This is a genomic window from Kocuria sp. KRD140 (assembly GCF_017168375.1).
GTDB classification, from domain to species: Bacteria; Actinomycetota; Actinomycetes; order Actinomycetales; family Micrococcaceae; genus Kocuria; species Kocuria marina.
Window position 1 is genome coordinate 325661 of sequence record NZ_JABFAW010000001.1, and the last position, 25300, is coordinate 350960.

A 25300-nucleotide genomic window follows, 5' to 3' on the forward strand; every position below is an offset into this window, starting at 1 on the left:
TGGTTGACCATCGCGATGATGCGGGCGGGGCCGTGTTCCGTGAGCTCGGGCGGGTCCGGGAAGGTCCGCACGGGGCGGCCGGTGGGGCCTACGGCGTCCGACGCCGGGTTCTGCTGGGGCGTCTCATCACTGGCGTTGCTCACGGGCGACAGCCTTCCTTCCTGGGCGTCCGTTCAAGTCTCAACGCCCTACCCTACCGCCCGGGGGTGCACCCGACCGGTACCAGCTGCGCTCCCCCGCACGAACGTGGACATGCACCGGGCCCCACCGCGGTGACGGTGGGGCCCGGTACGGGGGCTCGGCGGCGTGACCTGGGGAGTCAGTGCTCCCGCGGGGTCACGGGCCGGGATTCCGGATGTCCCTCGAGGGCCTGCTCCGGGGCGGTCGGGGAGCCGTGCGGGTCCACCGTGAGGGATTCCTCGTCGAAGGGCTCGGCACCCGAGAGCACCCGGCGCACCCGGTCCTTGTCCACCTGCTTGACCCACGTGCCCAGCACCAGGGTGGCCACCGCGTTACCGGAGAAGTTGGTCAGGGCGCGGGCCTCGGACATGAAGCGGTCGATCCCCACGATCAATCCCACGCCGTCCACGAGGTCCGGGCGGTGGGACTGCAGGCCGGCGGCCAGTGTGGCGATGCCCGCGCCGGAGACACCGGCCGCACCCTTGGACGCGATGATCATGAACAGCAGCAGCGTGATCTGCTCCCCCAGCGCCAGCGGCTTGCCCATGGCGTCCGCGACGAACAGCGCGCCCATGGTCAGGTAGATCGCGGTGCCGTCCAGGTTGAACGAGTAACCCGTGGGCACCACCACACCCACGACCGGCTTGGACACACCCAGGTGCTCCATCTTGGCGATCAACCGCGGCAGGGCCGCCTCGGAGGAGGACGTGGAGAAGATCAGCAGGTACTCGCGGGCCAGGTACCTCATGAGCGAGAAGATGTTGACCCCGGAGACGAGCTTGAGGATCAACCCCAGGACCACCACGATGAACAGGATGCACGTGACGTAGAACGCGAGCATGAGCCCAATCATGGACACGATGGCTTTCATGCCGGTGGCACCGACCACCGCGGCGATCGCCCCGAGCGCACCGATGGGTGCGAGCCACATGACCATCATGAGCAGCCGGAACACGAGCGCCTGGATGTAGGTCACGGCCTTGAGCACGGGCTTGCCGGACTCCCCCATGGCCTGCAGTGCGAAGCCCACGAGCAGCGCGACCAGCAGGGTCTGCAGGATGTTCCCGGAGGTCAGGGCGGAGAACAGCGTGGTGGGAACGATGCCCAGCACGAAGCCCACGGCACCGCCCTCGGCCGAGTGGTCTCCCCCGGAGGCCAGCCCCGAGGAGTCGTAGTGCGCGTTGGCCAGGTCCAGTCCGGATCCGGGCTGGACGATGTTGCCGACCACCAGACCGATCGCGAGCGCGAACGTGGACATCACGATGAAGTAGGTCAGCGCGAGCCCACCCACCTTGCCCACCGTGGCGGCGTGGGCGATGGACCCCACCCCGAGCACGATCGTGCAGAAGATCACCGGTGCGATCATCATCTTAATCAGGGCGATGAACCCCGTGCCGAGCGGCTTCAGCGCCACACCGACGTCCGGGAACAACAACCCGATCAGCGCGCCGAGCACCACGCCGGCGATCACGAAGATGTAGAGGTAGTGGGTGCGGTCCTTCTTCCGCGGACCGGCGCCCGCGGCGCGGGCTCCCCCGGGGACGCTGCCCCGGACGCGCGTGTCTGACATGGTGTCTCCTGACGGATCGGAGGTGGTTCGGTGGTGGAATGGTGACCAGCCTCACGCAGCATCCGCGCCCGCGTCGCGTTGTGGTCATATCGTTCATGACCGGGATCACAGTGCCCGCCGCGGACCTCCCACTGCCCGCCCGCACGACCCGCACCATTCGCTCGGAGCCGCCATGTCCCTCGCCCGCCGTTTCCTCGCCCTGCAGTTGGGGCTCGTGGTAGTCATCTCGCTCGTGGTGGCCGGTGTGATGGTGTGGCAGACCCACACTCGGGTCACGGAGCAGGCCCAGGCGGTCACGCGGGTGGCCACGGGAACACTCGTGGACGATCCGTTCGTGCGGGACGCACTGCTCTCCTCCGACCCCCACCCGAGGCTGCAGGAGTTGACGAGCACCCTCGAACGGGACACCGCGGTGGACTTCATCACGATCATGACCCCGGACGGCACCCGGATCACCCACCACGACGAGGGCCTCGTGGGTCAGCAGTACCTGGGCGACCGTTCGCAATCGCTACGCGGCGAGGTGCACACCGCGACCGAGGTGGGTCGGCTGGGTCCCTCCGTGCGCACGATCGCGCCCGTGCGGGACCGGGACGGGACCATCATCGGACTCGTGTCCTCGGGGGTGCTCGTGAACCGGATCGCCGCGGAGAGCCGCCACGAGCTGCCAGGACTCGCCCTGATCGTGGGTGCGCTGCTCGCGGCGGCCTCGGTGGTCTGCGTCCTGGTGGCGCGCTACCTCAACCGCGTCACGGACGGGCGCTCCCCCGAATCCCTCGTGCGCGGTCTCGCGCTCAACCGCGCGGTGCTGTCCCGCGCACGGGAGGGGCTGGTGCTGCTGGACCCCGCCGACCGCCCGGTGCTGAGCAACACGCGCGCCGGTGAGCTGCTCGGCGTCACCCCCGGCGAGCAGCGCGGCTCCTCGCCGGAGGACGCCCGCTTCGAGCCGTACGACAACGCCCGCTCCGGCCCCGGGAGCCCACGACGCGGTCGCGGTCTCTCGGGTTCACGCGGGATCGCCCGACGACGACGCCGCCCCGCCGCCGAGCCCGTGCCCCCGGCCGTGGCCGAGCTGCTCGCCCGGGCGGGCACGTTCGCGGACGAACGCTGCACCGTGGCAGGACGCACCCTGGTGGCCTCGTGCACCCGGGTCTCGGAGGACTCCGGGCTGCGTGTGCTGATGGTCCAGGACCAGACGGAGCTGAGCAGGATGTCCGGCGAGCTGGACACCGTGCGCACGATGGCCGCCGGGCTGCGCGCCCAGACCCACGAGCACGCCAACCGGATGCACACCGTGGTCTCGCTGCTCGAACTCGAGCGCTACCCCCAGGCCCGGGAATTCGCGGCCTCGACCCTCGAGGGGTCAGTGCGATTGGGTGTGACCGCCCGGGAGATCGAGGACCCGTACGTCGCGGCATTGCTCGCGGGTAAGACCGCCACGGCCCACGAACGCGGCGTGGAACTCGTGGTCGTGACCCACGAGCGGGTGCCACCGCTCGCCGTGGACCCCTCCGAGCTCGTGAGCGTCCTCGGCAACCTCGTCGACAATGCCGTGGATGCGGTCAGCGATGTCGAACGGGACGAACGTCCGGACGACGAACCGCCCACCGTGGAGGTGGAACTCGTCCCGTCCCGAGACGGGCGGTTCGTGCACCTCACGGTCGCCGACAACGGGCCCGGCATCCGACCGGACGTCCGGGAGCGGCTCTTCGACCCCGGGGTCACCACCAAGCCCGCCACGGACGCACCCCGCGGGGTGGGCCTGGACGTCGTGCGCCGGGCGGTGGAGGGCTGGGGTACAGAACTCACGGTGTCCCACGAGGCGGGCGCAGTGTTCTCGGTGGACATCCCCGCGCAGCACCCCGCCCTCGATCGAAAGGAGAACCGATGATCCGCGTGCTCGTGGTGGACGACGAAGCCCTGACGGCGTCCGCGCACGCCGAGTACGTGGCCCGCTGCGCGGGATTCGAGGTGGCAGGGGTCGCGCGCAACGGCACGGCGGCCGTGCGCGCGGTGCGGGAGCGGGCGGCGTCGTCGACCCCGGTGGACCTCGTACTGCTGGACCTCACGCTCCCGGACATCTCCGGGCTCGAGGTGGCCCGGGCCCTGCGAGCACAGCGCGCGGCCGTGGACCTGCTGATCGTCACCGCACACCGGGACGTGGCCACGGTGCGGGACGCCACCGCGGTGGGGGTGGTGGGCTACCTCGTGAAACCGTTCACGTTCGACGAGCTGCGGCGCAAGCTCGAGGCCTACGCCGCCTACCACCGGGTGCTCGCGGCGGCCACGCCGGACGACGCCGCGATCGAGCAAGCGGAGCTCGACCGGATCTTCGCCGCCCTGGTTGCTCACCCCGCTCCCGCGCCGCCCAAGGGTCTCGCTCCCGACACCCTCGAAGCGGTCGCCGGCTTCCTGCGGGAGGCCCCCGACTACCACTCCGCGGGTGAGCTCGCCCGTGAACTGGGGCTGGCCCGCGTGACCGCGCGGCGTTACCTCGAGCACCTGTGCGCGGCGGGATCCGTGGAGCGGCGGGCGCGACACGGCACCCCCGGGCGCCCCGAACTGGAATACGGGTGGCGCCGCTGAACCCAGCGGCGCCACCCGTCACGTGGTCGATCGGTCGTGGGGGGGGGACTACTCGGAGGTCACGGCGCTGCTTTCCGCGCGGGCACGACGGCGCTCGCGGCGCCGTCGTGAGAGCGGGACGTGGACCCTGGCCACGAGCCCGCGGTGCGCGCGGTGCCTCAGCATCTTCAGGGGCCCCGGTGCGGGTACGGCGCGCGTAGAACGCGGCCACCAGCCCGAGCACGCCGAAGGCCACCATGGACGAGGTCCCGTAACGGGACAGGGAGCTCGTGGTTTCCGCCCACAGGGTGCGGCACGCGATGTCCAGGGGCAGGCCCACCAGGAACCCCAAGGCGCCCACGAGGAACAGGCCCAGACCCATCGTGAACATGATGGGATGTCGAAGCGCACGGCCACGAAAGTCCCCAGGCCTTCCGCGACCATCCCCCGTACGACTCGGTGTTGCGCAGCCCACCGCCGCCGTTGCCGACGGCGCCCAGGATCGCCGGCGCCGATGGACGAACGGCTCGAGGACTGGCCGGGCAGCAGGGTGAGCACCGTGATCATCACGGCGTGCAGCGCCAGGCCGATCCAGAGCCAGATCTTCTAGGCCTGGGGACTCGTGGCCAGGCCCGCCGCGACCACCAGGGCCGCGAGACTGCTTACGGACGAGCTCGAGAAGAGCCAGATGTTGGTCAACAGGGTGCCCAGGATCGCCAGGCCGCGCAGGACTTGCAGCGCCACGAGCCGTCTGCTCGTACTCAGGGCGAGGGCCTGGGTCCCCGTCCACCGCGCCTGCCGAGTCACCGGACGGCGGGTGGCAACACCCCGCGAGCGGTCCTTGATCGCGCGGGCGGGGAGTGTTTGTGCGGAGTCAGAGTGTCTACGCGACTGCGGAGTGCCCGCGCGGATCCTGTCGGTCCGCGCGAGCCGCTACCCCTGCTCGCGCGGTGCCAGCACGGCGTGCAGCGCCTCAAGTACGGAATCGTCCTCGATGGTCGAGGGCACCGTGTACTTCTCCCCGTCCGCCATCTGACGCATGGTCTTGCGCAGGATCTTCCCCGAGCGGGTCTTGGGCAGGGCGTCCACCACGGCCACGTCCTTGAAGTCCGCCACGGGCCCTATCTGCGAACGCACCATGCCCACGAGGTCCTCGCGCAGCTTCTGGGGTTCGATGTCCGATCCGGTCTTGAGCACCACATACCCGCTGGGGCGCTGACCCTTGAGAGGATCGTTCACACCGATCACCGCGCACTCGGCCACGTCCGGGTGGGTCGCCACGACCTGCTCCATGTGCCCCGTGGACAACCGGTGCCCGGAGACGTTGATGACGTCGTCGGTGCGGCCCATCACGAACACGTACCCGTTCTCATCGATGTAGCCCGAGTCCCCCGTGGCGTAGTAGCCCGGGAACGCCGAGAGGTAGGAGGACACGAACCGCTCGTCGTTGCGCCACAGGGTCACCAGGGTGCCCGGCGGCAGGGGCAGCCGCACCGCGATGTTGCCCTCTTCCCCCGGACCCAGCGGCTCACCCACGGGGTCGAGGATCTCCACGTTGAACCCGGGCACGGGGACCGTGGGCGAGCCCGACACTATTGGCAGCTTCTCGATCCCGAAGGGGTTGGCGCAGATGGCCCACCCGGTCTCGGTCTGCCACCAGTGGTCCACCACGGGCACCCCGAGCACGTCCGAGGCCCAGCGGTGGGTCTCCGGGTCCAGTCGCTCACCGGCCACGAACAGCGCCTGCAGCGAGGAGATGTCGTATTCGCGCACGAGGTCCCCCTGCGGATCGGCCTTGCGGATCGCGCGCAGCGCCGTGGGGGCGGTGAACAGCACCTTGACCCCATGCTCGGCCACGCGCTTCCAGAAGGCCCCGGCGTCCGGGGTGCCCACGGGCTTGCCCTCGTAGACCACGGTGGTCGCGCCGGCCAACAGGGGCCCGTAGACGATGTAGGAATGGCCCACGACCCATCCCACGTCCGAGGCGGTCCACATCACGTCCCCGGCGCCGATGTCGTAGATGTTGCGCATGGACCAGCTCAGGGCCACCGCGTGTCCGCCGTTGTCCCGCACCACGCCCTTGGGGGTGCCCGTGGTGCCGGAGGTGTAGAGGATGTAGAGCGGGTCGGTGGCCTTGACCGTCACGGGCTCCGCGGGCGTCACGCCGTCCTGCGCCTCGGTCCACGACAGCCACGCGGGCCCGCCGTCGCCGGCCCGCTCGCGCGCCTGGGCCACGGTCGTGACGAAACCGTCCCGTTCGTGCACGAGCACCGCCGACGGCGCGTGGTCGCTCAACTGCAGGGCCTCCTCGATCGCGGGCAGGTACTCGATCCGGCGCTTGGGCTCCACGCCACCGGACGCGGTGACGACTACCACCGGGGCGGAGTCGTCGACCCGGCTCGCCAGTTCCTTGGGGGCGAAACCCCCGAACACGACGGAGTGCACCGCACCCAGTCGCGCGCACGCGAGCATCGCGATCAGGGACTCCGCGATCATGGGCATGTAGAGCAGTACCCGGTCCCCCTTGGCCACACCCTGGGCGGCGAGCGCACCGGCGAAGCGGGCCACGCGCTCCTGCAACTGCGCGTACGTGATGTGTTCCTGGGTGTCCAGCACGGCGGAGTCGTAGATCAATGCCGTGCGTTCCCCGTGCCCCGCGGCCACGTGACGGTCCACGGCGTTGACGCACGTGTTGAGCTCCCCGTCCGGGAACCACCGGTAGAGGGGTGCGGCGGAGTCGTCGAGTGCGCGGGTGGGTGGGCTCACCCAGTCCACGGCGTCGGCGGCGTCGAGCCAGAACCGCTCGGGGTCCTCCACGCTGGAACGGTAGACGGATGCGTACGTGGCCTCGGACATGGCTTCCTCCGCGGGTGGTCGTGGTGAGGATCGTGCCACCAGGATAGTGTCCCTGATCACACAAAACAAGAGCTTTGTATACACACGACGCGTAACCTCCTCTTAGTTCGAGAAAACTCTTGGATCATGACGGGCTCGTGTATACACTGAAGAAACTTTCGATCTTCAGGAGGAGCCATGCGAGCGGGTGAGCGTGCCTACCGCGAACTGCGCGCGGACATCGTGTCGTGGCGCCTGGTCCCCGGGCAGGTCCTGGGCGAAGTGGACCTCTCCGAACGGCTCGGCATCTCCCGCACCCCCGTGCGCGAAGCGCTGTCCCGGCTCACCGCGGACGGGCTCACCGAGCCGCACAACGGCCGCGGCGTCGTCGTCAGTGCCCTATCCGCGGACGACGTGCGCGCCCTCTACGAACTGCGCGACACGCTCGACTGCCGGGCCGCCGAACTCGCCGCCCAGCGCGGCGACCCCGAGACGTTCCGAGCGCTCGCGGACGAACTGTCCCACGCGGCGGAGCGGCTCTCGGACGACCCCGACCACCCTGCGTACTACGAGCTCGTGGACCGCATGGACGAACAGATCGACGCCGCCGCGGGCAACCCCTACCTGCAACAGGCTCTTGAGAACGTGCGTCTGCACCTCGCCCGCGTGCGCCGGCTCGCTACCTCCGATCCGCAGCGGCTGGCCGCCGCGGCTGCCGAACACGAGGCGATCGCCCGCGCGATCGCGCACGGGGACGCACCCCTGGCCGTCGCGACCACGCGCGTGCACCTGAAGAACGCCCTGAGCAAGGCCCTCGGCTCCCCCGCGCTCGCCGTGGCCCGCCCGGAGGCCTCCTGACCGGGGCGTACGCCCCACGAACCATCCGCAAACCCGCGGAGACATCCCAGAGACACCTCGCAGCGAAAGGAACGCCCGTGACCGTCGAACACACCGTGCGCACATACTCGTCCAAGGAGGAACTGCCCCGCGAGGAGCAGCTCGCCCACAAGCTCGCGAGCGTCGCGACCGACCCGGTGGCCGTGGAGCCCGAGGTCGTGGACATGGTCATCAACCGGATCATCGACAACGCGTCCGTGGCCGTGGCCTCCCTCAACCGCGGGCCCATCGTCTCCGCGCGCTCGCAGGCCCTGTGCCACCGGGTCGTCGACGGCGGCGGCTTCTCGGGCACCGGCGCGCTGCTCTACGGCGCCCCGGACGACGACGCCGCGGTCTCCCCAGAGTGGGCCGCGTGGGCCAACGGCGTGGCCGTGCGCGAGCTGGACTACCACGACACGTTCCTGGCCGCGGAGTACTCCCACCCCGGGGACAACATCCCGCCCATCCTGGCGGTGGCCCAGCACGTGGGCAGCTCGGGCGAGGACCTCGTGCGCGCGATCGCCACCGGGTACGAGATCCAGGTGGACCTGGTCAAGGGCATGTGCCTGCACGAGCACAAGATCGACCACATTGCGCACATCGGTCCGTCCGCCGCCGCGGGCATCGGCACGCTGCTCGGCCTGGACACCGAGACCATCTTCCAGGCGATCGGTCAGGCACTGCACACGACCACCCAGACCCGGCAGTCCCGCAAGGGCGAGATCTCCACGTGGAAGGCCCACGCGCCCGCGTTCGCCGGGAAGATGGCGGTCGAGGCCGTGGACCGCGCAATGCGCGGGCAGACCTCCCCGACCCCCATCTACGAGGGCGAGGACGGCGTGATCGCGTGGCTGCTCTCGGGCCCGGAGGCCCGCTACACGGTGCCCCTGCCGGCCCCGGGTGAGCCCAAGCGCGCGATCCTGGACACGTACACCAAGGAGCACTCGGCGGAGTACCAGGCCCAGGCGTGGATCGACCTGGCGCGCAAGCTGCACCGCGAGCACCCGGAGGTCACCGACCCCGCCAACGTGGCCTCGGTGCTCATCAAGTCCTCCCACCACACCCACTATGTGATCGGTTCCGGGGCCAACGACCCCCAGAAGTACGATCCCACGGCGTCGCGTGAGACCCTTGACCACTCGATCCCGTACATCTTCACCGTGGCCCTGCAGGACGGCGCGTGGCACCACGTGGACTCCTACGCCCCCGAGCGTGCGGCCCGCCAGGACACCGTGGAGCTGTGGCACAAGGTCACCACGCAGGAGGACCCGGAGTGGACCCGCCGGTACCACTCCCTGGACATCTCCGAAAAGGCGTTCGGCGGTTCCGTGGAGATCATCCTCACGGACGGCACCGTGATCACGGACCAGATCGCCGTGGCGGACGCCCACCCGCTCGGTGCCCGCCCGTTCGCGCGGGAACAGTACATCACCAAGTTCCGCACCCTGGCCGAGGGCATCGTGGCCCCGGAGGAGATCGAGCGGTTCCTGGACGCGGTCCAGCGCGTCCCCGAACTGGGTGCCGGGGAGCTCGGGCAGCTGAACATCACGGCCGCCGTGGAGCTGGAGACCTCAGCGAAGGGAATCTTCTGATCATGCTGTACACCACCGTGACCCCGGCCGAGAAGCGCGAACGGTTCCGCGAACTGCTCGCGGCCCCGGAGATCGCCCGTTTCCCCGGAGCGTTCACGCCCCTGTCCACCAAGCTCATCCAGGAGCAGGGCTTCGAGGGCGTCTACATCTCCGGCGGCGTGCTCGCCAACGAACTGGGCCTGCCGGACATCGGTCTCACGACCCTGACCGAGGTGGCCACGCGCGCCGGTCAGATCGCGCGCAGCACGGACCTGCCGTGCCTCGTGGACGCGGACACCGGATTCGGTGAGCCCATGAACGTTGCCCGCACCGTCCAGGAACTCGAGGACGCCGGCCTGGCCGGTTGCCACATCGAGGACCAGTTCAATCCCAAGCGCTGCGGCCACCTGGACGGGAAGAACGTGGTGGACACCGCCACGGCCACCAAGCGGATCAAGGCCGCCGTGGAAGCCCGCCGGGACCCGAACTTCGTGGTCATGGCCCGCACGGACCTGCGCGGTGTGGACGGACTGGATGCCGCGATCGACCGGGCCAAGGCCCTCGCCGACGCCGGCGCGGACGTGATCTTCCCCGAGGCCATGGCGGACCTCTCGGAGTTCGAGCGCATGGCTGAGGCCCTGGACGTGCCGATCCTGGCCAACATGACCGAATTCGGCAAGTCACAGCTGTTCACCACGCAGCAACTGCACGGTGCAGGGGTGTCCATGATCATCTACCCCGTGTCCCTGCAGCGCCAGGCCCTCGGCGCCATGGAACGCCTGCTCACCACCATCCGGGAGGACGGCACCCAGCAGGCGCAGGTAGAGAACATGCTCACCCGTAAGCGGCTGTACGAACTCGTGGACTACAACGGGTACAACCAGTTCGATTCCGGGGTGTTCAATTTCGAGGTCCCCGAGACCCCGGACGCCTGAACCCCTCTGTTCCCACCACGCCAAGTGTGGTGTGGTGGGAACACTCAGTCCGTGCACGAGCCCGATCGTCGAAGGAGATCACCGTGGCCGATACCGAGATCCACAAAGGACTCGCCGGGGTGGTGGCTGACACCACCGCCGTGTCCAAGGTCAATGCAGAGACCAACTCGCTGCTCTACCGGGGCTACCCGGTGCAGGAACTCGCGCAGAACTGTTCCGCGGAACAGGTGGCGCTGCTGTTGTGGAACGGCGAGCTGCCGTCCGAGGACGAGCTCACCGCGTTCCAAAAGGTGGAGCGTTCCCACCGCGCGCTGACGCCCGAGCTCAAGCGCGTCATCGACGAGCTGCCCACCACGTGCCACCCCATGGACGTGTGCCGCACCGCCGCCTCGGTGATCGGCGCGCAGCACCCGCACGCAGAGGACAACTCCCCCGAGGCGGAGCTGCGCAAGGCCCAGGAACTGTTCGCCGTCATGCCCGCCGTGGTGTGCTACGACCAGCGCCGCCGTCACGGCCAGGACCTCGTGGATCCCCGCGAGGACCTCGATTACTCCCAGAACTTCCTGTGGATGGCCTTCGGCGAGGAACCCGCCCCGGAGGTCGTGGACGCGTTCCGGGTGTCGATCATCCTGTACGCGGAACACTCGTTCAACGCCTCCACCTTCACGGCGCGCGTGATCACCTCCACGCTCGCGGACCTGCACTCGGCAGTGACCGGGGCCATCGGCGCCCTCAAGGGCCCCCTGCACGGCGGTGCCAACGAGGCCGTGATGCACACGTTCGAGGAGCTCGGGATCCGCAAGGACGAATCCGCCGAGGAAGCGGAGAAGCGCGCCAAGGAGTGGATGGACCAGGCGCTCGCGGAGAAGAAGAAGGTCATGGGCTTCGGCCACCGCGTGTACAAGCACGGTGACTCGCGCGTGCCCACCATGCAGGACGCCCTGTTCCGCATGCTCGAGCACTACGACCGGCCCGAGGTCCTCGGGCTCTACAACGGTCTGGCCAAGTCCATGGACGAGGCCAAGTCCATCAAGCCCAACCTGGACTACCCCGCGGGCCCCACGTACTGGCTCATGGGGTTCGATATCCCCGCGTTCACGCCCATCTTCGTGGCCGCGCGGATCGTGGGCTGGACCGCGCACATCATGGAGCAGCGCGCAAACAACTCGCTGATCCGCCCGCTCTCGGACTACAGCGGCCCGGACGAGCGTCACCTGTCCTGAGCTTGGGACACCACGACGGCCCGCCGCCCCTTCACACGTGAGAGGTGGTGGGCCGTCGTCAGTACTTCGGGGCCCGCGGCAGACCCATGTAGGACTCCACCGTCGCGGACTTGTTGTTCTTCAAACTCGTGGCCGTGGCGGTGCCCACGTAGCGCAGGTGCCACGGTTCGTAGGCGTACCCGGTGGTTGCGGTGTGCCCGTTGGGGTAGCGCACCACGAACCCGTAGGTGTGCCCATTCGCGGCGATCCACTTCCCCTGTGGGGTGTTGCCGAAGCACGGGAGCAGACCGCAGGTGGCCCCGGGGGCGCCCACGTCGATCGCGAGGCCGGTCTGATGTTCGGAGTGACCGGCCCGCGCGGAAATGGTGTCGGCGGTGGCCTGTCCGTACAGGGCCGTGTACTCGCGGTAGAGGCGCGCTTGGGTGTCGTAGTCGCGGTACCCGCTCACCGGGACCAGCGTGACCCCCTGTGCGGCCGCGGCACGGCTCATGCGCTGGTAGGCCGCTGCAGCGTCGTCCCGTAGCAGGACTCCCCCGCCCACCGAACGTAACGGAGCCGGGGCGTAGGTGCGCGGGGACAGCGGGCGTTTCTTGTTCACGACCACGGACACGCTGCGGGCATCGTCGATGTCCCGGTGCACCCGCGCTCCTCCCTGGGCGGTCCAGGTGATGCGGCCGCGCTGGTAGCGGACCTCGCACGTGCCACCCGTGCAAGTCTCACGCGTCACGGGGTACCCCAGGGCCCCGTGCTCGGAACCCTCCGCGCGCCACTTCGCCAGGATCCCGCCGCGCTGGGCCCGCGCACCGGTCGTGGACGTCCAGTGGATCGTGCCCTTCTGGTACTGCCGATAGCAGCCGCGGTCCCGCAGGCCACAGCGTTCGGCGGACGTGGGCTTGCCCAACCATGCGCCAGGATTCGGCAGGGCGCGGTACTCGTTGTCGATCCCCGCCCCGGCGTGGGCCGGTACCATGCCGCCCACGAGCAGCAGCGCGGCCAACAGGGCGGTGAGCAGGGCCGGACGATGCATGACGGTTCGCATGAGGCCACGATAGATGCTGCGCGTGACGCGCGGTCGGCCTAGGGGCGAACAGCCGACGACGCCGCTCCCCGCCCCTCGCGGGCCCGGCGCCCACGCGCGGGAGGTCCCGGGCTCCGGGCGGTGCGGCGGGCGACGTCGCCGGCTCGGTGTGCGGGCGGAACGTCACCCACTCCGTGTGCTGCGGCTCCCGACGTGGTCGGCTCAGTGCGCGGCCCCGACGCTGCCGGCTCAGCGCGCTCGCGGGTGGGACGTCGCGTAGACCTCGCGCAGGGACTCCACGGACACGCGCGTGTAGATCTGGGTCGTGGCCAGGGAGGCGTGACCCAGCAGTTCCTGCACGACCCGCAGGTCCGCGCCGCCCTCGAGCAGGTGCGTGGCGAACGAGTGGCGCAGCGTGTGCGGCGTGATCCGCTCCTCCTGGTGGATCGTGCGCGCGGCGTCCTTGACCATGTTCCACGCCGTCTGCCGCGAGATCCGCGTGCCGCGAGCATTGAGGAACACCGCCGGGCTCCCCCGACCGTGCCGCGCCAACTCGGGGCGGGCCCGGACGAGGTAGCGGTCCAGGGCCGCCACGGCGAACGATCCCACGGGCACGAGCCGTTGCTTGGCGCCCTTGCCCGTCACACGGATCAGGGCGAGGTCCTCATCGTGCAGACCGGCGAGGTCGTCCACATCCAGCGCGACGGCCTCGGAGATACGCGCACCCGTGGCGTACAGCAGTTCGAGGAACGCCCGGGCCCGCAGTCCCGCGGGTGTGTCCGGGTCCGGGGCGGCCAGGAGGTTCTCGACCTCCGTGACGCCGATGGCCTTGGGCAGCCGCTGCGGCGGCATGGGCGGGCTCACGCGGGACGCGACGTCCGTGTCCACGCTCGACTCCGTGACCCAGAACGCGTGGGCCCCCCGCACCGCCGCGAGCACCCGCGCACTGCTGCGCGCGGACAGCACCGGGTGGCCGGCGTCGCCCTCGCGGATGCTCCGCACGAACGCCCGCACGTGATCGGCCGTGATGTCCCTGGGCACGCGCACGTGCGCGGCGGTCGCCGTGAGGTGCTGCAGGTAGCGCGCGAGGTCCCGGCGGTACGCGCTCACGGTGTTCGCTGCGAGTCCGCGCTCGACCACGAGGTGGTCCAGGTAACGCGCCACGGCCCGCCGCAGTTCCGGTGCGGCCTCCGCCTCGGTCGTCGAGTCCGACGGCGCCGCACCCGCCCTCGGTCCCCCGTCCACGATCGGCAGTGGTTCGGTGATGGGACCGTGCGGCTCGAGGGAGTCGTTCACCCCTCGTGCCGCGGCCGCGAGGTCCATTCGGCGTCCGGTGCGCGCAGCGTGGCCCAGTCCCGGGACCGCGCGATGTGCGTGGCGAGGATGCCGAGCGTGGCCGTAGGGGACGTGATCCGCCCGGCCATGACCGCGGCCACGGCGTCGTCGAGGTCCGCGAAACCAGCCACGATCTCCGCCTCCTCGCCCTCGCGTTCGAACCGCTCGGACTCGGGGACCTCGCTCAGGTCACGGGCCAAGAAGATCCGGTTGGCCTCCGCCGAGGAGCCCGGCGAGTTGTCGAAGTCCACGAGCGTGTGCCAGGTCCGGGCCGTGAGATCCGCTTCCTCGCCCAGCTCGCGCTGGGCCGCCTGCAGCGCGGGTTCCCCGGACACGTCGAGCAGCCCCGCTGGGATCTCCCACATCCGCTTGCGCACGGGGTGGCGGTACTGGTTGATGAGCAGGATCCGTTCCTTCTCGTCCAGCACGACCACGGACACCGCCCCCGGGTGCGTGATGAACTCCCGGGTCAGCGGTTCCTCCTGGCCCGTCATGCGGAAGGACTCACTGCACACGTCCCAGATGGCGCCGTCGTAGACGGCCCGCGAATCCGTGACGGTGTGCGGATCCGGGCGATCCGTCAGCTGCTCGGCGGTGATGCTCGTGTACTCCACGGCTCAGCCCTTGGCCTGGACGCCCCGGCGCTCGAGAGCGGCCTTGACGAGACCGTCGAACAGCGGGTGCGGACGGGTCGGGCGGGAGGCCAGCTCGGGGTGTGCCTGCGTGGCCACGTAGTAGGGGTGCTCCTCACGGGGCAGCTCCACGAATTCCACGAGCGTGCCTTCTGGGGACGTGCCCGAGATCCGCAGCCCGGCCTCCGAGAGGGCGTCGCGGTACGCGTTGTTGACCTCGTAGCGGTGGCGGTGACGCTCGGAGACCTCCGTGGCACCGTAGGCCTCGGCCACCACGGAACCCTCGGCCAGCGCGGCGGGGTACAGGCCCAGACGCATGGTGCCGCCCAGGTCACCGGCGCCCTCCACGAACTGCTTCTGCTCCTCCATGGTCGCGATCACGGGAGTGTCCGTGTCCGGGTCGAACTCGGTGGAGGAGGCGTTGGGCAGGCCCACGACGTCGCGCGCGTACTCGATGACCATGCACTGCAACCCGAGGCACAGCCCCAGGGTGGGCACCTTGTGCTCACGGGACCAGCGCAGGGCGCCGAGCTTGCCCTCGAGCCCGCGGATGCCGAAGCCCCCGGGGATCAGGACGGCGTCCACGTCACCGAGTTCGCGCTGGGCGCCCTCTGGGGTGTCGCACAGGTCGGAGGCGACCCACTTGATGTGCACGCGGGCGTTGTTCGCGAATCCACCGGCCCGTAGCGCCTCGGACACGGACAGGTACGCGTCCGGGAGGTCGATGTACTTGCCCACGAGCGCGACCGTCACGTGGTGCTCGGGCTCGTGCACCGCGGTGAGCAGCCGGGACCACTGCCGTAGATCGGCGTCCTGGTAGTCCAGACCCAGGTAGTCCAGGATGTAGGTGTCCAGACCCTGGCTGTGCAGGGTGTTGGGAATGTCGTAGATGCTGGGGGCGTCCGCGCACGAGATCACGGCGTCCAGGTCCACGTCGCACGCGGCACCGATCTTGCGCAGCATCGCGTCCGGGACGTCCCGGTCGCAGCGCAGCACGAGGGCGTCGGGCTGGATGCCCAGACCGCGCAGCGAGGCCACGGAGTGCTGGGTGGGCTTGGTCTTGAGCTCACCGGACGGGCCGATGAACGGGATCAGGGACACGTGCAGGTAGAACACATTGCGCCGACCCACGTCCTGGCGCACCTGGCGCGCGGCCTCGATGAAGGGCTGGGACTCGATGTCACCGACCGTGCCGCCGATCTCGGTGATGATGATGTCCGGGGCGTTCTCGTCCTCGGCGCGGCGGCGCATCCGGCGCTTGAGCTCGTCCGTGATGTGCGGGATGACCTGCACGGTGTCACCCAGGTACTCGCCGCGGCGTTCCTTGGCGATCACCGTGGAGTACACCTGACCGGTGGTCACGTTCGCGGAGGCGTCCAGGTTCTCGTCCAGGAAGCGCTCGTAGTGACCGATGTCCAGGTCCGTCTCGGCGCCGTCGTCCGTGACGAAGACCTCACCGTGCTGGAAGGGGTTCATGGTTCCGGGATCCACGTTGAGGTACGGATCCAATTTCTGCATGGTCACGGACAGGCCGCGCGAACGCAGAAGCATTCCGAGTGAGGACGCAGTGAGCCCCTTGCCGAGGGACGAGGCCACACCTCCCGTGACGAAGATCTGCCGGGTCACCTTGCCGTCGTTCTTTTCTGTGCCTGCCTCGTGGGCGGCGTCCTGAGCATTCACCACGGGATTCGAGCCTACCATTCGTGTCTCGTCGGGGCGTTGGGGGTCGTCGGTCATGCGGTGGCGTCCCGCATGAGTTCTCGCGCGTGTTCGCGGGCCGCACTGGAGTCCTCGTGGCCCGCGAGCATGCGGGCCAGCTCCACCACGCGTTCCTCGTCCGTGAGCACTTTCACGTCCGAGACGCTCGAGTCCGAGGACTTGGTCACCAGGATGTGCTGATCCGCGAACGCAGCGACCTGGGGAAGGTGGGTCACCACGAGCACCTGCACGTTCTTGGCGAGCATCTTCAGCCGCCGGCCGATCTCCACGGCAGCCTTGCCGCCCACACCGGAATCGACTTCATCGAACACGAACGTAGGGACGGGGTCCACCTCGGAGAGCACCACCTCGAGCGCAAGCATGATGCGCGAGAGCTCACCACCGGAGGCACCCTTGCCGAGCGGGCGGGGTGTGGCCTGCGGGTGGGGCGCGAGCATGAACTCGATCGTGTCCCTGCCGTCGTCCGTGAAGCGCTCGGAGGGTTCCACCGCCACCACGAGGGACGCGTTGGGCATGGCCAGCGCGCTCAGTTCCTCGCTCACGGCGCCCGCGAGTTTCTTGGCGGCCACCCGTCGCAGCTCCAACAGCCTGGTCGCGTGCTTCACGAGGGCCGCATGCAGGCTCTCGCCCTCCGCGCGCAGTTGTTCCTCGCGTTGGGGGTCCACCACGAGCCCCTCGAGCCGGGTCCGGGCCTCGTCCGCCCAGGACAGCACTTCGTCGATGCTCGCACCGTACTTCTTGGTCAGCGCGCGCAGGGCACTGCGGCGGGCCTCGACCTCGGCGAGCCGCGCGGGGCCGTCCTCGTCCAGACCGCTCGCGTATCCCGAGAGGTCCGCGGCGACGTCGGCGGCGACCACGGTCAGCTCACGCACCCGGGTGGCCAGGGCCACGAGTTCGGGGTCGGACTCCGCCACGAGGTCGAGCGCCTGGTGCGCGTGGGACAGCAGGGCGACGGCGTTGAGGTCCGGTTCGTCGTCCGCGTCGGATCCACTCAGGGCCCCGTGGGCGGACAATGCCGCGCCGCGCAGGGCCTCGAGGTTAGTGAGCTTCTCGCTCTCCGCGTCCAACTGGGCGTCCTCGCCCGGAACGGGCTCCACGGCGTCGATCTCCGCGAGCGCGGTGGTCAACGCCTGGGCCTGCAGCGCTCGTTCGCGGGAGTTTTCCTTGGCCGCGCGCAACGTGGCCACGACCTCCCGGTAGCGCGCGAGTTTGCCGCGGTAGGTGGCGAGCTCCTCGGCAACGTCCGCGCCGGCGTAGTCGTCGAGCGCCGTGCGCTGGGCCGCCGGGGACTTCAGGCGTAGCTGGTCGGACTGCCCGTGGACGGCTACGAGGGTCTCACCGACGGCGCCGAGCGTGCCCACCGGTGCGGAACGGCCGCCCACATGGGCGCGACTGCGCCCCTCGGCCGAGACGGTGCGGGAGAGCAGGACCAGGGACTCCTCGGTGCCATTGACCGTCTCGCTGTCCACCGCACCACCGGATTCCTCCACGAGCGCCACAGCGGCGTGGTCCGACGGCACCCGCACGGTGGCTTCCGCTAGTGCCTTGGTGCTGCCCGAGCGCACGGACCCGGCGTCCGCGCGGTTGCCGAGCAGCATGCCGAGCGCGGTGACCACCATGGTCTTCCCCGCGCCGGTCTCACCCGAGAGGATCGACAACCCGGGGCCCAGGGGCAGGACGGCGTCCGTGATGACGCCGAGGTCGTGGATGTGGATCTCCTCGATCATGACCGGGAGGTCCCGTCCGGTCGGTCGCCGGTCCGCTCACCGGTCGAGGAGCCGCCATCGAGCCAGGGCGCGTCGTTGTGGTGCGGGATCTCCCGGCCCACGCTGAGCTTGACTTGTTCCTCGTCCTGAGCGACCACCTTGGTGGTGGGCTGCACGACAGACAGGGCCGAGGTGAGGGCCTCGAGCTGTTCCTTGGGCATGGGGCCACGCCATCCGGCGATCGGCAGTTCGAACTTCCTGACGAGGCGTTCGGAGAACGGGGTCGCGTGCATGCGGGCCAGGTTCACGGACTTCTCGGACCGGCGCACCTCGATGCGCGATCCCGGGGGCAGGTCCACGGTTCGCCGTCCGTCGCACCACAGGACACCGCGGGCATCCGTGCGGGTGAGCACCTCCACGGCCATCATGGAGCGCGGGGAGATCACGAGGGGGCGGGAGAACAGGGCATGGGCGGACAGCGGGACCATGAGCAGGGCCTCGACCTCCGGCCAGACCACGGGACCACCCGCGGAGAACGCGTAGGCCGTGGATCCGGTGGGGGTGGCCATGACCACGCCGTCGCACCCGAACGTGGACAGCGGCCTGCGGTCCACCTCCGTGACGACCTCGATCATCTTCTCCCGGTTGCCCTTCTCCACGGAGGCCTCGTTGAGCGCCCACGTGTGCAGGACTTTTCGGCGCTGCTCCCACACGGTGATGTCCAGGGCCATGCGCCGCTCCACCGTGTAGCGACCGTCGACGATGGCCTCCACGGTCTCGCTCAGCGCGGAACGCTCGGACTCGGCGAGGAAGCCCACGTGACCCAGATTGACGCCCAGCAGAGGGGTGTCCACTCCGCGCACCAGTTCCGCCGCGCGCAGGATGGAGCCGTCACCGCCGAGCACCATGACGATCTCGATCTCGCGCAGCGCCACGTCCTCCTCGAGGATCTCCACGGGTGCCATGTCCGACCCGTCCGCACGCAGGGCCTCGAGGTCCGGGCGGCAGAGGACAGGTACGAGCCCGGCGTCGTGCAGTTGTTCGCAGGACTGGCGGGCCGCTTCCTTGGCCTCGTGCCGCCCCGTGTGGGTCATCACCAAGATTTTCCGGCTCACGAGCTGAAGACCATCCTCCTGTGATCGACTCCCACGGTGGGCTGACTCAGCCAACACTACGCGAGCGCCCCGACGCGGTCAGTGCTTCGGGCTGCGGCACCACACGAAGAACTCCACGTTGCCGTCCTGGCCCGGCAGCGGACTGGGCGCCGTGCCGAGGACCTCGAGCCCGACGTCGCGCGCGCACGCCCGTACGCGCTCCACCGCCGCTTCCCGCGCGGCGTCGGACGTCACGACGCCGGTGCGGGACAGCGCGTGCGCCCCCACCTCGAACTGGGGTTTGACCATGAGCAGCAGGTCCCCTCCACGCTCCGTGGCCGCCGCGAGCGCCGGGACCACGAGGGTCAGGGAGATGAAGGAGAGGTCGCACACCGTGAGTTGGGCGGGGCCGCCGATCTCGGCGGAATCCAGGTAGCGCACGTTCAGCCCCTCGTGGACCCGGACGCGGGGGTCCGCGCGCAGTTCGGGGACCAATTGGTCGTGCCCCACGTCCACCGCCACGACCTCGCGCGCACCACGGCGCAACAGGACGTCCGTGAACCCTCCGGTGGACGCCCCCGCATCCAGACAGCGCTTGCCCGCGGGGTACACGTCCGGGAACCGTTCGAGCGCGCCGGCCAGTTTGTGCCCGGCGCGGCTCACGTACTCCTCGCCCTCGGCTGCCGCGACCTCGAGCGTAGCCTCCGAGGTGACCACGGCGGAGGGTTTCGTGGCCGCGGACCCGTTCACACTCACGCGCCCGGCCTTGATCAGAGCGGCGGCCACGGTGCGGGACCGGGCGAGACCGCGCGCGGTCAGCGCCCGGTCGAGCCGATCGTTCACGGGTGCTCCCGCTCCCCCGCGGCGTCCGACCCAGGCTCCATCACGGAGTCGATGAGCCCGGCGGGCAACGAACCCGGCGACGCGTTGAGGATCCGCTCCAGTTCCTCGTGCAGGACCTCGTACGCCGCCGCCTGTTCCGTGACGGGGAGCGCGGCGATGTTTGCTTCACGCGCGAGCACGCGGTCCACGGGGTCCAGGCCGGTGTGCGGGGGCTCGGGGTGTTCCTCGTTCACGCGGGGTCCTGCCACGTCAGCGACGGTTCGTGAGCGACGTCGACGTCGGGATGGGCGGCCCACCACGCGGCGCACGCAGCGCGCCAACCGTCCAGGCTGTCGCGAGGCGCGGTGACCGTCACGGCGGTGCTGTCGGTCTCCGCGACGGCCTCGCGGCACCGCGCGCGGAACCGGCCGCCGTCGTGCGTGACGTCCACCCGGGGATACGGTTCGAACAGTTCACGCAGGTTCCCCAGGAGGTAGGTGGGGCGCTGGGACGTGCACGCGGCGAGCACCGAACGCGGCGAGTCCACCCCCGTGAACACTTCGATCCCGGGCATGCCCGCGTTGTTGGCCCCGAGGATGTCGGTGTCCAGCCGGTCCCCCACGACTGCGGGGTTGCGGGCGCCGACGCGCTCGGCCGCCTCGCGGAAGATGGGGGCCTCGGGTTTGCCCGCGACCACGGGTTCCCGGCCCGACGCCGCGGCAACAGCGGCCACGAGCGTCCCGTTGCCGGGGGCGATCCCCCGTTCCTTGGGGATGGTGCGGTCGGTGTTGGTCGCGCACCACAGCACGGCGTCGTCCGCGAGGGTGAAGGCGGCCTCGGCGAGGTGCTCCCATCCGATGTGCGGGTCGAAGCCCTGCACCACGGCCTCCGGTTGCTCGTCCTGGGAGGTCACGGGGGTCAATCCCACGGCGCGGATCTCGTCCGCGAGCGCCTGTGCCCCCGTGATCAACACTTTCGCCGACCGCGGGAGCCGCTCCGCCAGCAAAGCCGCGGCCGCCTGGGCGGAACTCACCACGTCCTGCGTCCGAGCGGGAGCGCCGAGGGACGAGATGTGCTCGGCCACCGCTTCGGGGGATCGGGATGCGTTGTTGGTCACGTACATCACCGCGCGCCCCGAGTCCTTCACTCGCTTGAGGCTCTCCGGGGCGCCGTCGATCGCGTGCGGTCCCGCGTAGACCACACCGTCCAGATCGCACAGCAAGGCGTCGAACCGTTCGATGAGCGTCGCGTCCTCGCTCCCCTCCTCGCGGGCGGGATCAGTTGCGGTCATGACCGGTGTCCGTCCCGTGCTCGCCGTCGGCGCTCTCGGCGGGTGCGTGGTTGTCGGCTGACGCGTCACCCGGAGCAGCCGCGTCGTCCGACGGCGCTGTCTCCTCCCGCGCAGGGGCCGCCTCCTCGTCGGAGTCCGTGCTCACTTCGGGGGCGTCATCACTGCGGCGGTCCGCGCTGTGTCGCTTCTGGGCCTCCCGGACGGTGCGCCGAGCGTCGTCCTCGTCCAGGTCGTCACCCAGGTCCACGATCTCGGGCTCGGAGAACTGGCCCATGCCCAGCGCCGCCTCCGCGACGATGGCCTGGCGATCCCACGACATGGCCTCGCTGTCGCGACCCACCGCGCGCAGGGCGTCCGCGTACGCGCGGAAGAGTTTGGGGCTGTAGGAGAACCCGCGGTTCTTGTCGAGCTGCGGGATCTCGAGCGCCGCGAGCGCGGCCTGTTCGTCACCGGCGTCGGCGTGGATCCCGGACACGACCATGGCGAGCTCGGCCTTGCCCTCGGCGTCCAGCGCATCAGCGGCATCCGAGATGGCCTCTTCCATGGCCTTGTCCACGCGGCCCAGGGCACGCTGGGCGTCCACCATGAGCGGCAGGTGTGCCTGCGAACCGGAGATCCGCCGGTGGGTGCGCAACTCCTTCAGGGCGAGCGCGTAGTCACCGGCCGCATACGCCGCGATCCCGGCAACCTCGCGCACAGCGCCGATCCGCCCCGCCTTACGCACGGCGGCGTTCGCGTGTTCAAGGGCGAATTCGGGATCGTCGTCGAGATAGCGCGCCGCCATCACGAGGTGCTTGGACACCCGCTCGGCATTACTCGCCTCGAGGGCCTGCAGTTCCCGGCGCACGGTCCGGTCGATCTCCCGACCCGTGACGTCCGCGTCGATGTCCGGGGCCACGAACCGCGGCTGGGCATCTCGGCGGTCATCGCGCTCGGGGCCACGTGCGTCACCGCGCCGGTCGTCGCGGTAGTCGCGGCGCTCGTCGCGCGCTCCGAAGCCGCGCCCACCGCCCGGGCGATCCCGGTCACCGCCCCGGCCCGCGAAGCCCCCGTCCCGGCGATCCCGGTCCCCGCGATCATCACGTCGCCCGTAGCCGCCCTCACGCCTGTCGTCCCGACGTCCATAGCCGCCCTCACGACGGTCCCGGTCACCACGCTCGTCCCGACGCCCGTAGCCGCCCTCACGCCTGTCGTCCCGACGCCCGTAGCCGCCCCGTTCCTCACCACGAGCGCCGTCGCGCGGACCGCGTCGATCGTCGTCACGGCGGTAGCCGCCTCGCCGGTCATCATTCCTGCGCTCGTCACCGCGCCCGCCGTAACTCCCCGCCCGCCCGTCCCGCACCGCATACACCCCTCACCCCGGCCACGCCGACGGGGTCCACACCGCGCCCGGAACCGGTCCGACCGCGCACGGTGCGGCGGGGGCGGGAACGGGCGGACGACGACGCCGCTGCCGCACCGGGAGCGTCCTCGGCCGCCTCGGCCGCCGAAACCGTCCCGATCTCCGGGACGGCCCCCCGAGCCCCCGCGGTACGAGGAGCGATCGGAGCCACGGCGATCCGTGCCCCGACGATCGTCGTCGCCCCGGGAGAACCGGCGGTCTCCCCCACCGCGGGATGAACCGCGCTCGTCACGGCCCCACCGGCCGCCGCGGTCACCCCCGCTGCGTCGACGATCGGAACGATCGTGGGAACCGTGCTGTTCAGATTCGCTCAAGGGGTGTCTCCTACTGCGGCCTGCGGCCATGGTGCGGGGGCGGGATCTGGCACCGCCGGATGTTCTCGAAGAGCATTCTACAAACGGTGCGCGGAGCACTCCCAACGCCATGGACGGGCCGCTCGCGGCACTCGAACGGGACGCGGCGGGATGATCCGCGCGCGGAGTGAACCGCAGGAGGGTGGGCGCCGTACATAATGAAGCATGCGTTTGAGATCCCTCTCCAAAAACCTGCTTCTGCGGGTCCTCGTGGCCATCGTCATGGGCGTCGTCTTCGGCCTCTTCTTCCCGGAATGGCTCGCACGGGTGTTCATAACCTTCAACGGCATCTTCAGCCAGTTCCTGGGGTTTCTGATCCCCCTGATCATCGTGGGCCTCGTGACACCGGCCATTGCGGATCTGGGGCGGGGCGCGGGCAAGTGGTTGGCCGTGACGGCGGCCATCGCGTACGGGTCCACCATTTTCGCCGGTCTCCTGGCGTTCCTCGTGGCCAAGGCGAGCTACCCGTGGCTGCTGGGCGGTGACAGGTCCGTCAACGGGCTGGAGAACCCGGAGGACCACGCCCTGAGCGGGTTCTTCGACATCACCATGCCACCCGTGTTCGACGTGATGACAGCTCTCATCCTGGCCTTCTGCATCGGCGTGGGGATCACGTTCGTCAAGGGCAACTACCTGCACCACGGGTTCGGGGAGCTGCGCACGATCGTGATGCGGATCGTGGAGAAGATCATCATCCCGCTGTTGCCCGTCTACATCTTCGGCATGTTCCTGAGCCTCACCATGAACGGGCAGATCGTCCTGGTGATCTCCACCTTCCTGCGCGTGGTGATCCTGGCGTTCATCATGACCGTGGTGATCCTGATCATCCAGTACTGCGTGGCGGGCCTCGTGGCCAAGCGCAACCCGCTCGTGATGCTCAAGAACATGCTCCCGGCGTACGCCACGGCGCTGGGCACGTCATCGTCCGCGGCGACCATCCCCGTGACCTTGGAATGTACCAAGCGCAACGGCGTGGACGAGCGCGTCGCCGGGTTCACCATTCCCCTGTGCGCCACGATCCACCTCTCCGGGTCCACCATGAAGATCGTGCTGTTCTCCCTGGCGATCATGACCATCTCGGGGATGCCCATCAACACGTGGCAGTACATCGGGTTCATCCTGCTGCTGGGCGTGACCATGGTCGCCGCGCCCGGTGTCCCCGGCGGCGCGATCATGGCCGCGGTCGGCATCCTGCAGTCCACCCTGGGCTTCGACGAGACCGCCGTGGGGCTCATGATCGCCACCTACGTGGCCATCGACTCGTTCGGCACCGCATGTAACGTCACCGGCGACGGCGCCATCGCCGCCGTCATGGACCGCATGCTCAAGGACAAGAGCGGGCGCCTGCGTGACGCCCCCGCGGAGTCGACCGTCTGACCATCTCGTGCGGGCCTCGCAGCCCGCACCTGCGATCCATCACGACGGCGCGTCGCACTGTGCGACGCGCCGTCGTCATCTCGTGGCCGGGTGCCGGTACGGGTGGCCCGCTCAGGGAGCACCCGCTCAGGAGACCCCGGTGATCACGGAGAGTCCCGCCGAGGCGAGGCCGGCGAACAGGACACCCCACAGCACGATCGAGATGCACTGCCAGAAGATGATCTTCCCCTTGGCCACGCCAGCCCCGGCCATCATGGACGAGGTGATCTGACTGGGCAGCACGGCCTGACCCAGGATTGACACCCCGGCTACCCCGTACTTCTCGAACATCCTCACGAAACGCTGCTGACGTTTGCTCGGCTCCTTGCGCTCGTCCCGATTGCGCGTGAAGAACTTCCGGACCCGCTCCGCGAACAGGACCAACAGGGTCATGGAGACGATGTTGCCGATCACGGCGAAGAGCACCGCCATCACGGGATGGATCCCCGCGATGACCCCCACCGCCGAGGCCCCGTAGGACTCGATGAACGGGATCGCCCCGCCCAGCATCAGGAACAGGGCCTGAACGGTCTGCCCCGCGGCCTCCACATTCTCCTGCAACCACTGCATGGCGTTCTTCCTCTCCTCCGGCGGGTGCTTGAGCGCCGCGCTGTGGACGTGTGTTCGGGCTGGGCCGCCCCCTTCATTCGGTCCGGTCGCTGTGCGAGTCGTCGGTTTCCGATTGATGGGTGCATTGCCGAGCGTAGTCGACGGGTGCGAGGTAGCCGAGCGATGAATGCCGGCGGTCGTGGTTGTA

21 protein-coding genes and 1 pseudogene are annotated in these 25300 nt (G+C 69.8%); 7 read left to right on the plus strand and 15 right to left on the minus strand.

Annotated elements, in window-relative coordinates; genetic code table 11:
- Together J1M36_RS12600 and J1M36_RS01445 are read right to left on the minus strand one after the other, a co-directional pair.
- Nucleotides 1–143: pseudogene (locus tag J1M36_RS12600) on the minus strand (ParA family protein); the annotation flags it as partial.
- Between the two features lie 176 nt (nucleotides 144–319).
- Nucleotides 320–1750 (minus strand): cation:dicarboxylate symporter family transporter, encoded by a 1431-nt coding sequence (locus J1M36_RS01445; protein WP_193519370.1) that lies wholly within the window; start codon nucleotides 1748–1750, stop codon nucleotides 320–322.
- Between the two features lie 172 nt (nucleotides 1751–1922).
- Between J1M36_RS01445 and J1M36_RS01450 the strand changes: the two genes are divergently transcribed.
- A complete protein-coding gene (locus J1M36_RS01450) occupies nucleotides 1923–3641 on the plus strand; it encodes an ATP-binding protein (RefSeq protein WP_206478451.1) in 1719 nt (572 codons plus the stop codon).
- The gene (locus J1M36_RS01455; protein ID WP_206478453.1) at nucleotides 3638–4336 is read left to right on the plus strand and encodes a response regulator; all 699 of its coding nucleotides are present in this window, start codon (nucleotides 3638–3640) and stop codon (nucleotides 4334–4336) included. Before J1M36_RS01450 ends, J1M36_RS01455 begins: the two co-directional genes overlap by 4 nt.
- Nucleotides 4337–4921: 585 nt before the next feature.
- Here J1M36_RS01455 and J1M36_RS01460 read toward each other — a convergent pair.
- Both J1M36_RS01460 and J1M36_RS01465 read right to left on the minus strand, forming a co-directional pair.
- On the minus strand, nucleotides 4922–5059 hold the full coding sequence (locus J1M36_RS01460; RefSeq protein ID WP_206478455.1) for a hypothetical protein: 138 nt from the start codon (nucleotides 5057–5059) through the stop codon (nucleotides 4922–4924).
- 189 nt (nucleotides 5060–5248) lie between these two features.
- Nucleotides 5249–7171, minus strand: coding sequence for a propionyl-CoA synthetase (locus J1M36_RS01465; protein ID WP_064845373.1), 1923 nt, complete (start codon nucleotides 7169–7171; stop codon nucleotides 5249–5251).
- A gap of 177 nt (nucleotides 7172–7348) precedes the next feature.
- Between J1M36_RS01465 and J1M36_RS01470 the strand changes: the two genes are divergently transcribed.
- From J1M36_RS01470 to J1M36_RS01485, 4 genes are all read left to right on the plus strand, one after another.
- Entirely contained in the window at nucleotides 7349–8008 is a 660-nt protein-coding gene (locus J1M36_RS01470) for a GntR family transcriptional regulator (RefSeq protein WP_098055191.1), read from the plus strand.
- Between the two features lie 77 nt (nucleotides 8009–8085).
- Nucleotides 8086–9618: an MmgE/PrpD family protein gene (locus J1M36_RS01475; RefSeq protein ID WP_206478457.1), complete on the plus strand. Its 1533-nt coding sequence runs from the start codon at nucleotides 8086–8088 to the stop codon at nucleotides 9616–9618.
- A gap of 2 nt (nucleotides 9619–9620) precedes the next feature.
- Nucleotides 9621–10532, plus strand: coding sequence for a methylisocitrate lyase (prpB, locus tag J1M36_RS01480; protein WP_064845376.1), 912 nt, complete (start codon nucleotides 9621–9623; stop codon nucleotides 10530–10532).
- 83 nt (nucleotides 10533–10615) lie between these two features.
- A complete protein-coding gene (locus J1M36_RS01485) occupies nucleotides 10616–11755 on the plus strand; it encodes a bifunctional 2-methylcitrate synthase/citrate synthase (protein WP_206478459.1) in 1140 nt (379 codons plus the stop codon).
- A 58-nt stretch (nucleotides 11756–11813) separates the two neighbouring features.
- On the opposite strand, the gene J1M36_RS01490 is transcribed toward J1M36_RS01485, so the two are convergent.
- The 10 genes from J1M36_RS01490 to J1M36_RS01535 all read right to left on the minus strand — a co-directional run bounded on the left by J1M36_RS01490 (nucleotide 11814) and on the right by J1M36_RS01535 (nucleotide 22714).
- The gene (locus J1M36_RS01490) at nucleotides 11814–12794 is read right to left on the minus strand and encodes a D-alanyl-D-alanine carboxypeptidase family protein (protein ID WP_206478462.1); all 981 of its coding nucleotides are present in this window, start codon (nucleotides 12792–12794) and stop codon (nucleotides 11814–11816) included.
- Between the two features lie 228 nt (nucleotides 12795–13022).
- On the minus strand, nucleotides 13023–14069 hold the full coding sequence (locus tag J1M36_RS01495; protein WP_342358265.1) for a site-specific tyrosine recombinase XerD: 1047 nt from the start codon (nucleotides 14067–14069) through the stop codon (nucleotides 13023–13025).
- Nucleotides 14066–14722, minus strand: coding sequence for an NUDIX hydrolase (locus J1M36_RS01500; protein ID WP_206478464.1), 657 nt, complete (start codon nucleotides 14720–14722; stop codon nucleotides 14066–14068). Before J1M36_RS01500 ends, J1M36_RS01495 begins: the two co-directional genes overlap by 4 nt.
- A 3-nt stretch (nucleotides 14723–14725) precedes the next feature.
- Entirely contained in the window at nucleotides 14726–16441 is a 1716-nt protein-coding gene (locus J1M36_RS01505) for a CTP synthase (protein ID WP_064845380.1), read from the minus strand.
- 32 nt (nucleotides 16442–16473) lie between these two features.
- A complete protein-coding gene (gene recN / locus J1M36_RS01510) occupies nucleotides 16474–18186 on the minus strand; it encodes a DNA repair protein RecN (RefSeq protein ID WP_206478466.1) in 1713 nt (570 codons plus the stop codon).
- Nucleotides 18183–19280, minus strand: coding sequence for an NAD kinase (locus J1M36_RS01515; protein ID WP_206478472.1), 1098 nt, complete (start codon nucleotides 19278–19280; stop codon nucleotides 18183–18185). Before J1M36_RS01515 ends, recN begins: the two co-directional genes overlap by 4 nt.
- 78 nt (nucleotides 19281–19358) lie before the next feature.
- On the minus strand, nucleotides 19359–20102 hold the full coding sequence (locus J1M36_RS01520) for a TlyA family RNA methyltransferase (protein WP_085105863.1): 744 nt from the start codon (nucleotides 20100–20102) through the stop codon (nucleotides 19359–19361).
- Entirely contained in the window at nucleotides 20099–20335 is a 237-nt protein-coding gene (locus tag J1M36_RS01525) for a hypothetical protein (protein WP_206398899.1), read from the minus strand. Before J1M36_RS01525 ends, J1M36_RS01520 begins: the two co-directional genes overlap by 4 nt.
- Complete coding sequence (locus J1M36_RS01530; protein WP_206478477.1) at nucleotides 20332–21372, minus strand: HAD-IIA family hydrolase; 1041 nt, start codon at nucleotides 21370–21372, stop codon at nucleotides 20332–20334. Before J1M36_RS01530 ends, J1M36_RS01525 begins: the two co-directional genes overlap by 4 nt.
- The gene (locus J1M36_RS01535) at nucleotides 21359–22714 is read right to left on the minus strand and encodes a hypothetical protein (protein ID WP_206478479.1); all 1356 of its coding nucleotides are present in this window, start codon (nucleotides 22712–22714) and stop codon (nucleotides 21359–21361) included. Before J1M36_RS01535 ends, J1M36_RS01530 begins: the two co-directional genes overlap by 14 nt.
- Nucleotides 22715–23292: 578 nt before the next feature.
- Between J1M36_RS01535 and J1M36_RS01540 the strand changes: the two genes are divergently transcribed.
- On the plus strand, nucleotides 23293–24504 hold the full coding sequence (locus J1M36_RS01540) for a dicarboxylate/amino acid:cation symporter (RefSeq protein WP_098055183.1): 1212 nt from the start codon (nucleotides 23293–23295) through the stop codon (nucleotides 24502–24504).
- A 126-nt stretch (nucleotides 24505–24630) separates the two neighbouring features.
- Here the strand turns inward: J1M36_RS01540 and J1M36_RS01545 are convergent, their stop codons facing one another.
- The gene (locus tag J1M36_RS01545) at nucleotides 24631–25113 is read right to left on the minus strand and encodes a small multi-drug export protein (RefSeq protein ID WP_098055181.1); all 483 of its coding nucleotides are present in this window, start codon (nucleotides 25111–25113) and stop codon (nucleotides 24631–24633) included.
- Nucleotides 25114–25300: the final 187 nt, after the last annotated feature.

Excerpts from the sequence above, each read along its gene's own strand:
- J1M36_RS01490 (WP_206478462.1), bottom strand. The coding sequence starts at position 12,794 with ATGCGAACCGTCATGCATCGTCCGGCCCTGCTCACCGCCCTGTTGGCC.
- J1M36_RS01470 (WP_098055191.1), top strand. The coding sequence starts at position 7,349 with ATGCGAGCGGGTGAGCGTGCCTACCGCGAACTGCGCGCGGACATCGTG.
- J1M36_RS01540 (WP_098055183.1), top strand. The coding sequence starts at position 23,293 with ATGCGTTTGAGATCCCTCTCCAAAAACCTGCTTCTGCGGGTCCTCGTG.
- J1M36_RS01455 (WP_206478453.1), top strand. The coding sequence starts at position 3,638 with ATGATCCGCGTGCTCGTGGTGGACGACGAAGCCCTGACGGCGTCCGCG.
- J1M36_RS01545 (WP_098055181.1), bottom strand. The coding sequence starts at position 25,113 with ATGCAGTGGTTGCAGGAGAATGTGGAGGCCGCGGGGCAGACCGTTCAG.
- J1M36_RS01465 (WP_064845373.1), bottom strand. The coding sequence starts at position 7,171 with ATGTCCGAGGCCACGTACGCATCCGTCTACCGTTCCAGCGTGGAGGAC.
- prpB (WP_064845376.1), top strand. The coding sequence starts at position 9,621 with ATGCTGTACACCACCGTGACCCCGGCCGAGAAGCGCGAACGGTTCCGC.
- recN (WP_206478466.1), bottom strand. The coding sequence starts at position 18,186 with ATGATCGAGGAGATCCACATCCACGACCTCGGCGTCATCACGGACGCC.
- J1M36_RS01450 (WP_206478451.1), top strand. The coding sequence starts at position 1,923 with ATGTCCCTCGCCCGCCGTTTCCTCGCCCTGCAGTTGGGGCTCGTGGTA.
- J1M36_RS01530 (WP_206478477.1), bottom strand. The coding sequence starts at position 21,372 with ATGACCGCAACTGATCCCGCCCGCGAGGAGGGGAGCGAGGACGCGACG.
- J1M36_RS01445 (WP_193519370.1), bottom strand. The coding sequence starts at position 1,750 with ATGTCAGACACGCGCGTCCGGGGCAGCGTCCCCGGGGGAGCCCGCGCC.
- J1M36_RS01505 (WP_064845380.1), bottom strand. The coding sequence starts at position 16,441 with ATGGTAGGCTCGAATCCCGTGGTGAATGCTCAGGACGCCGCCCACGAG.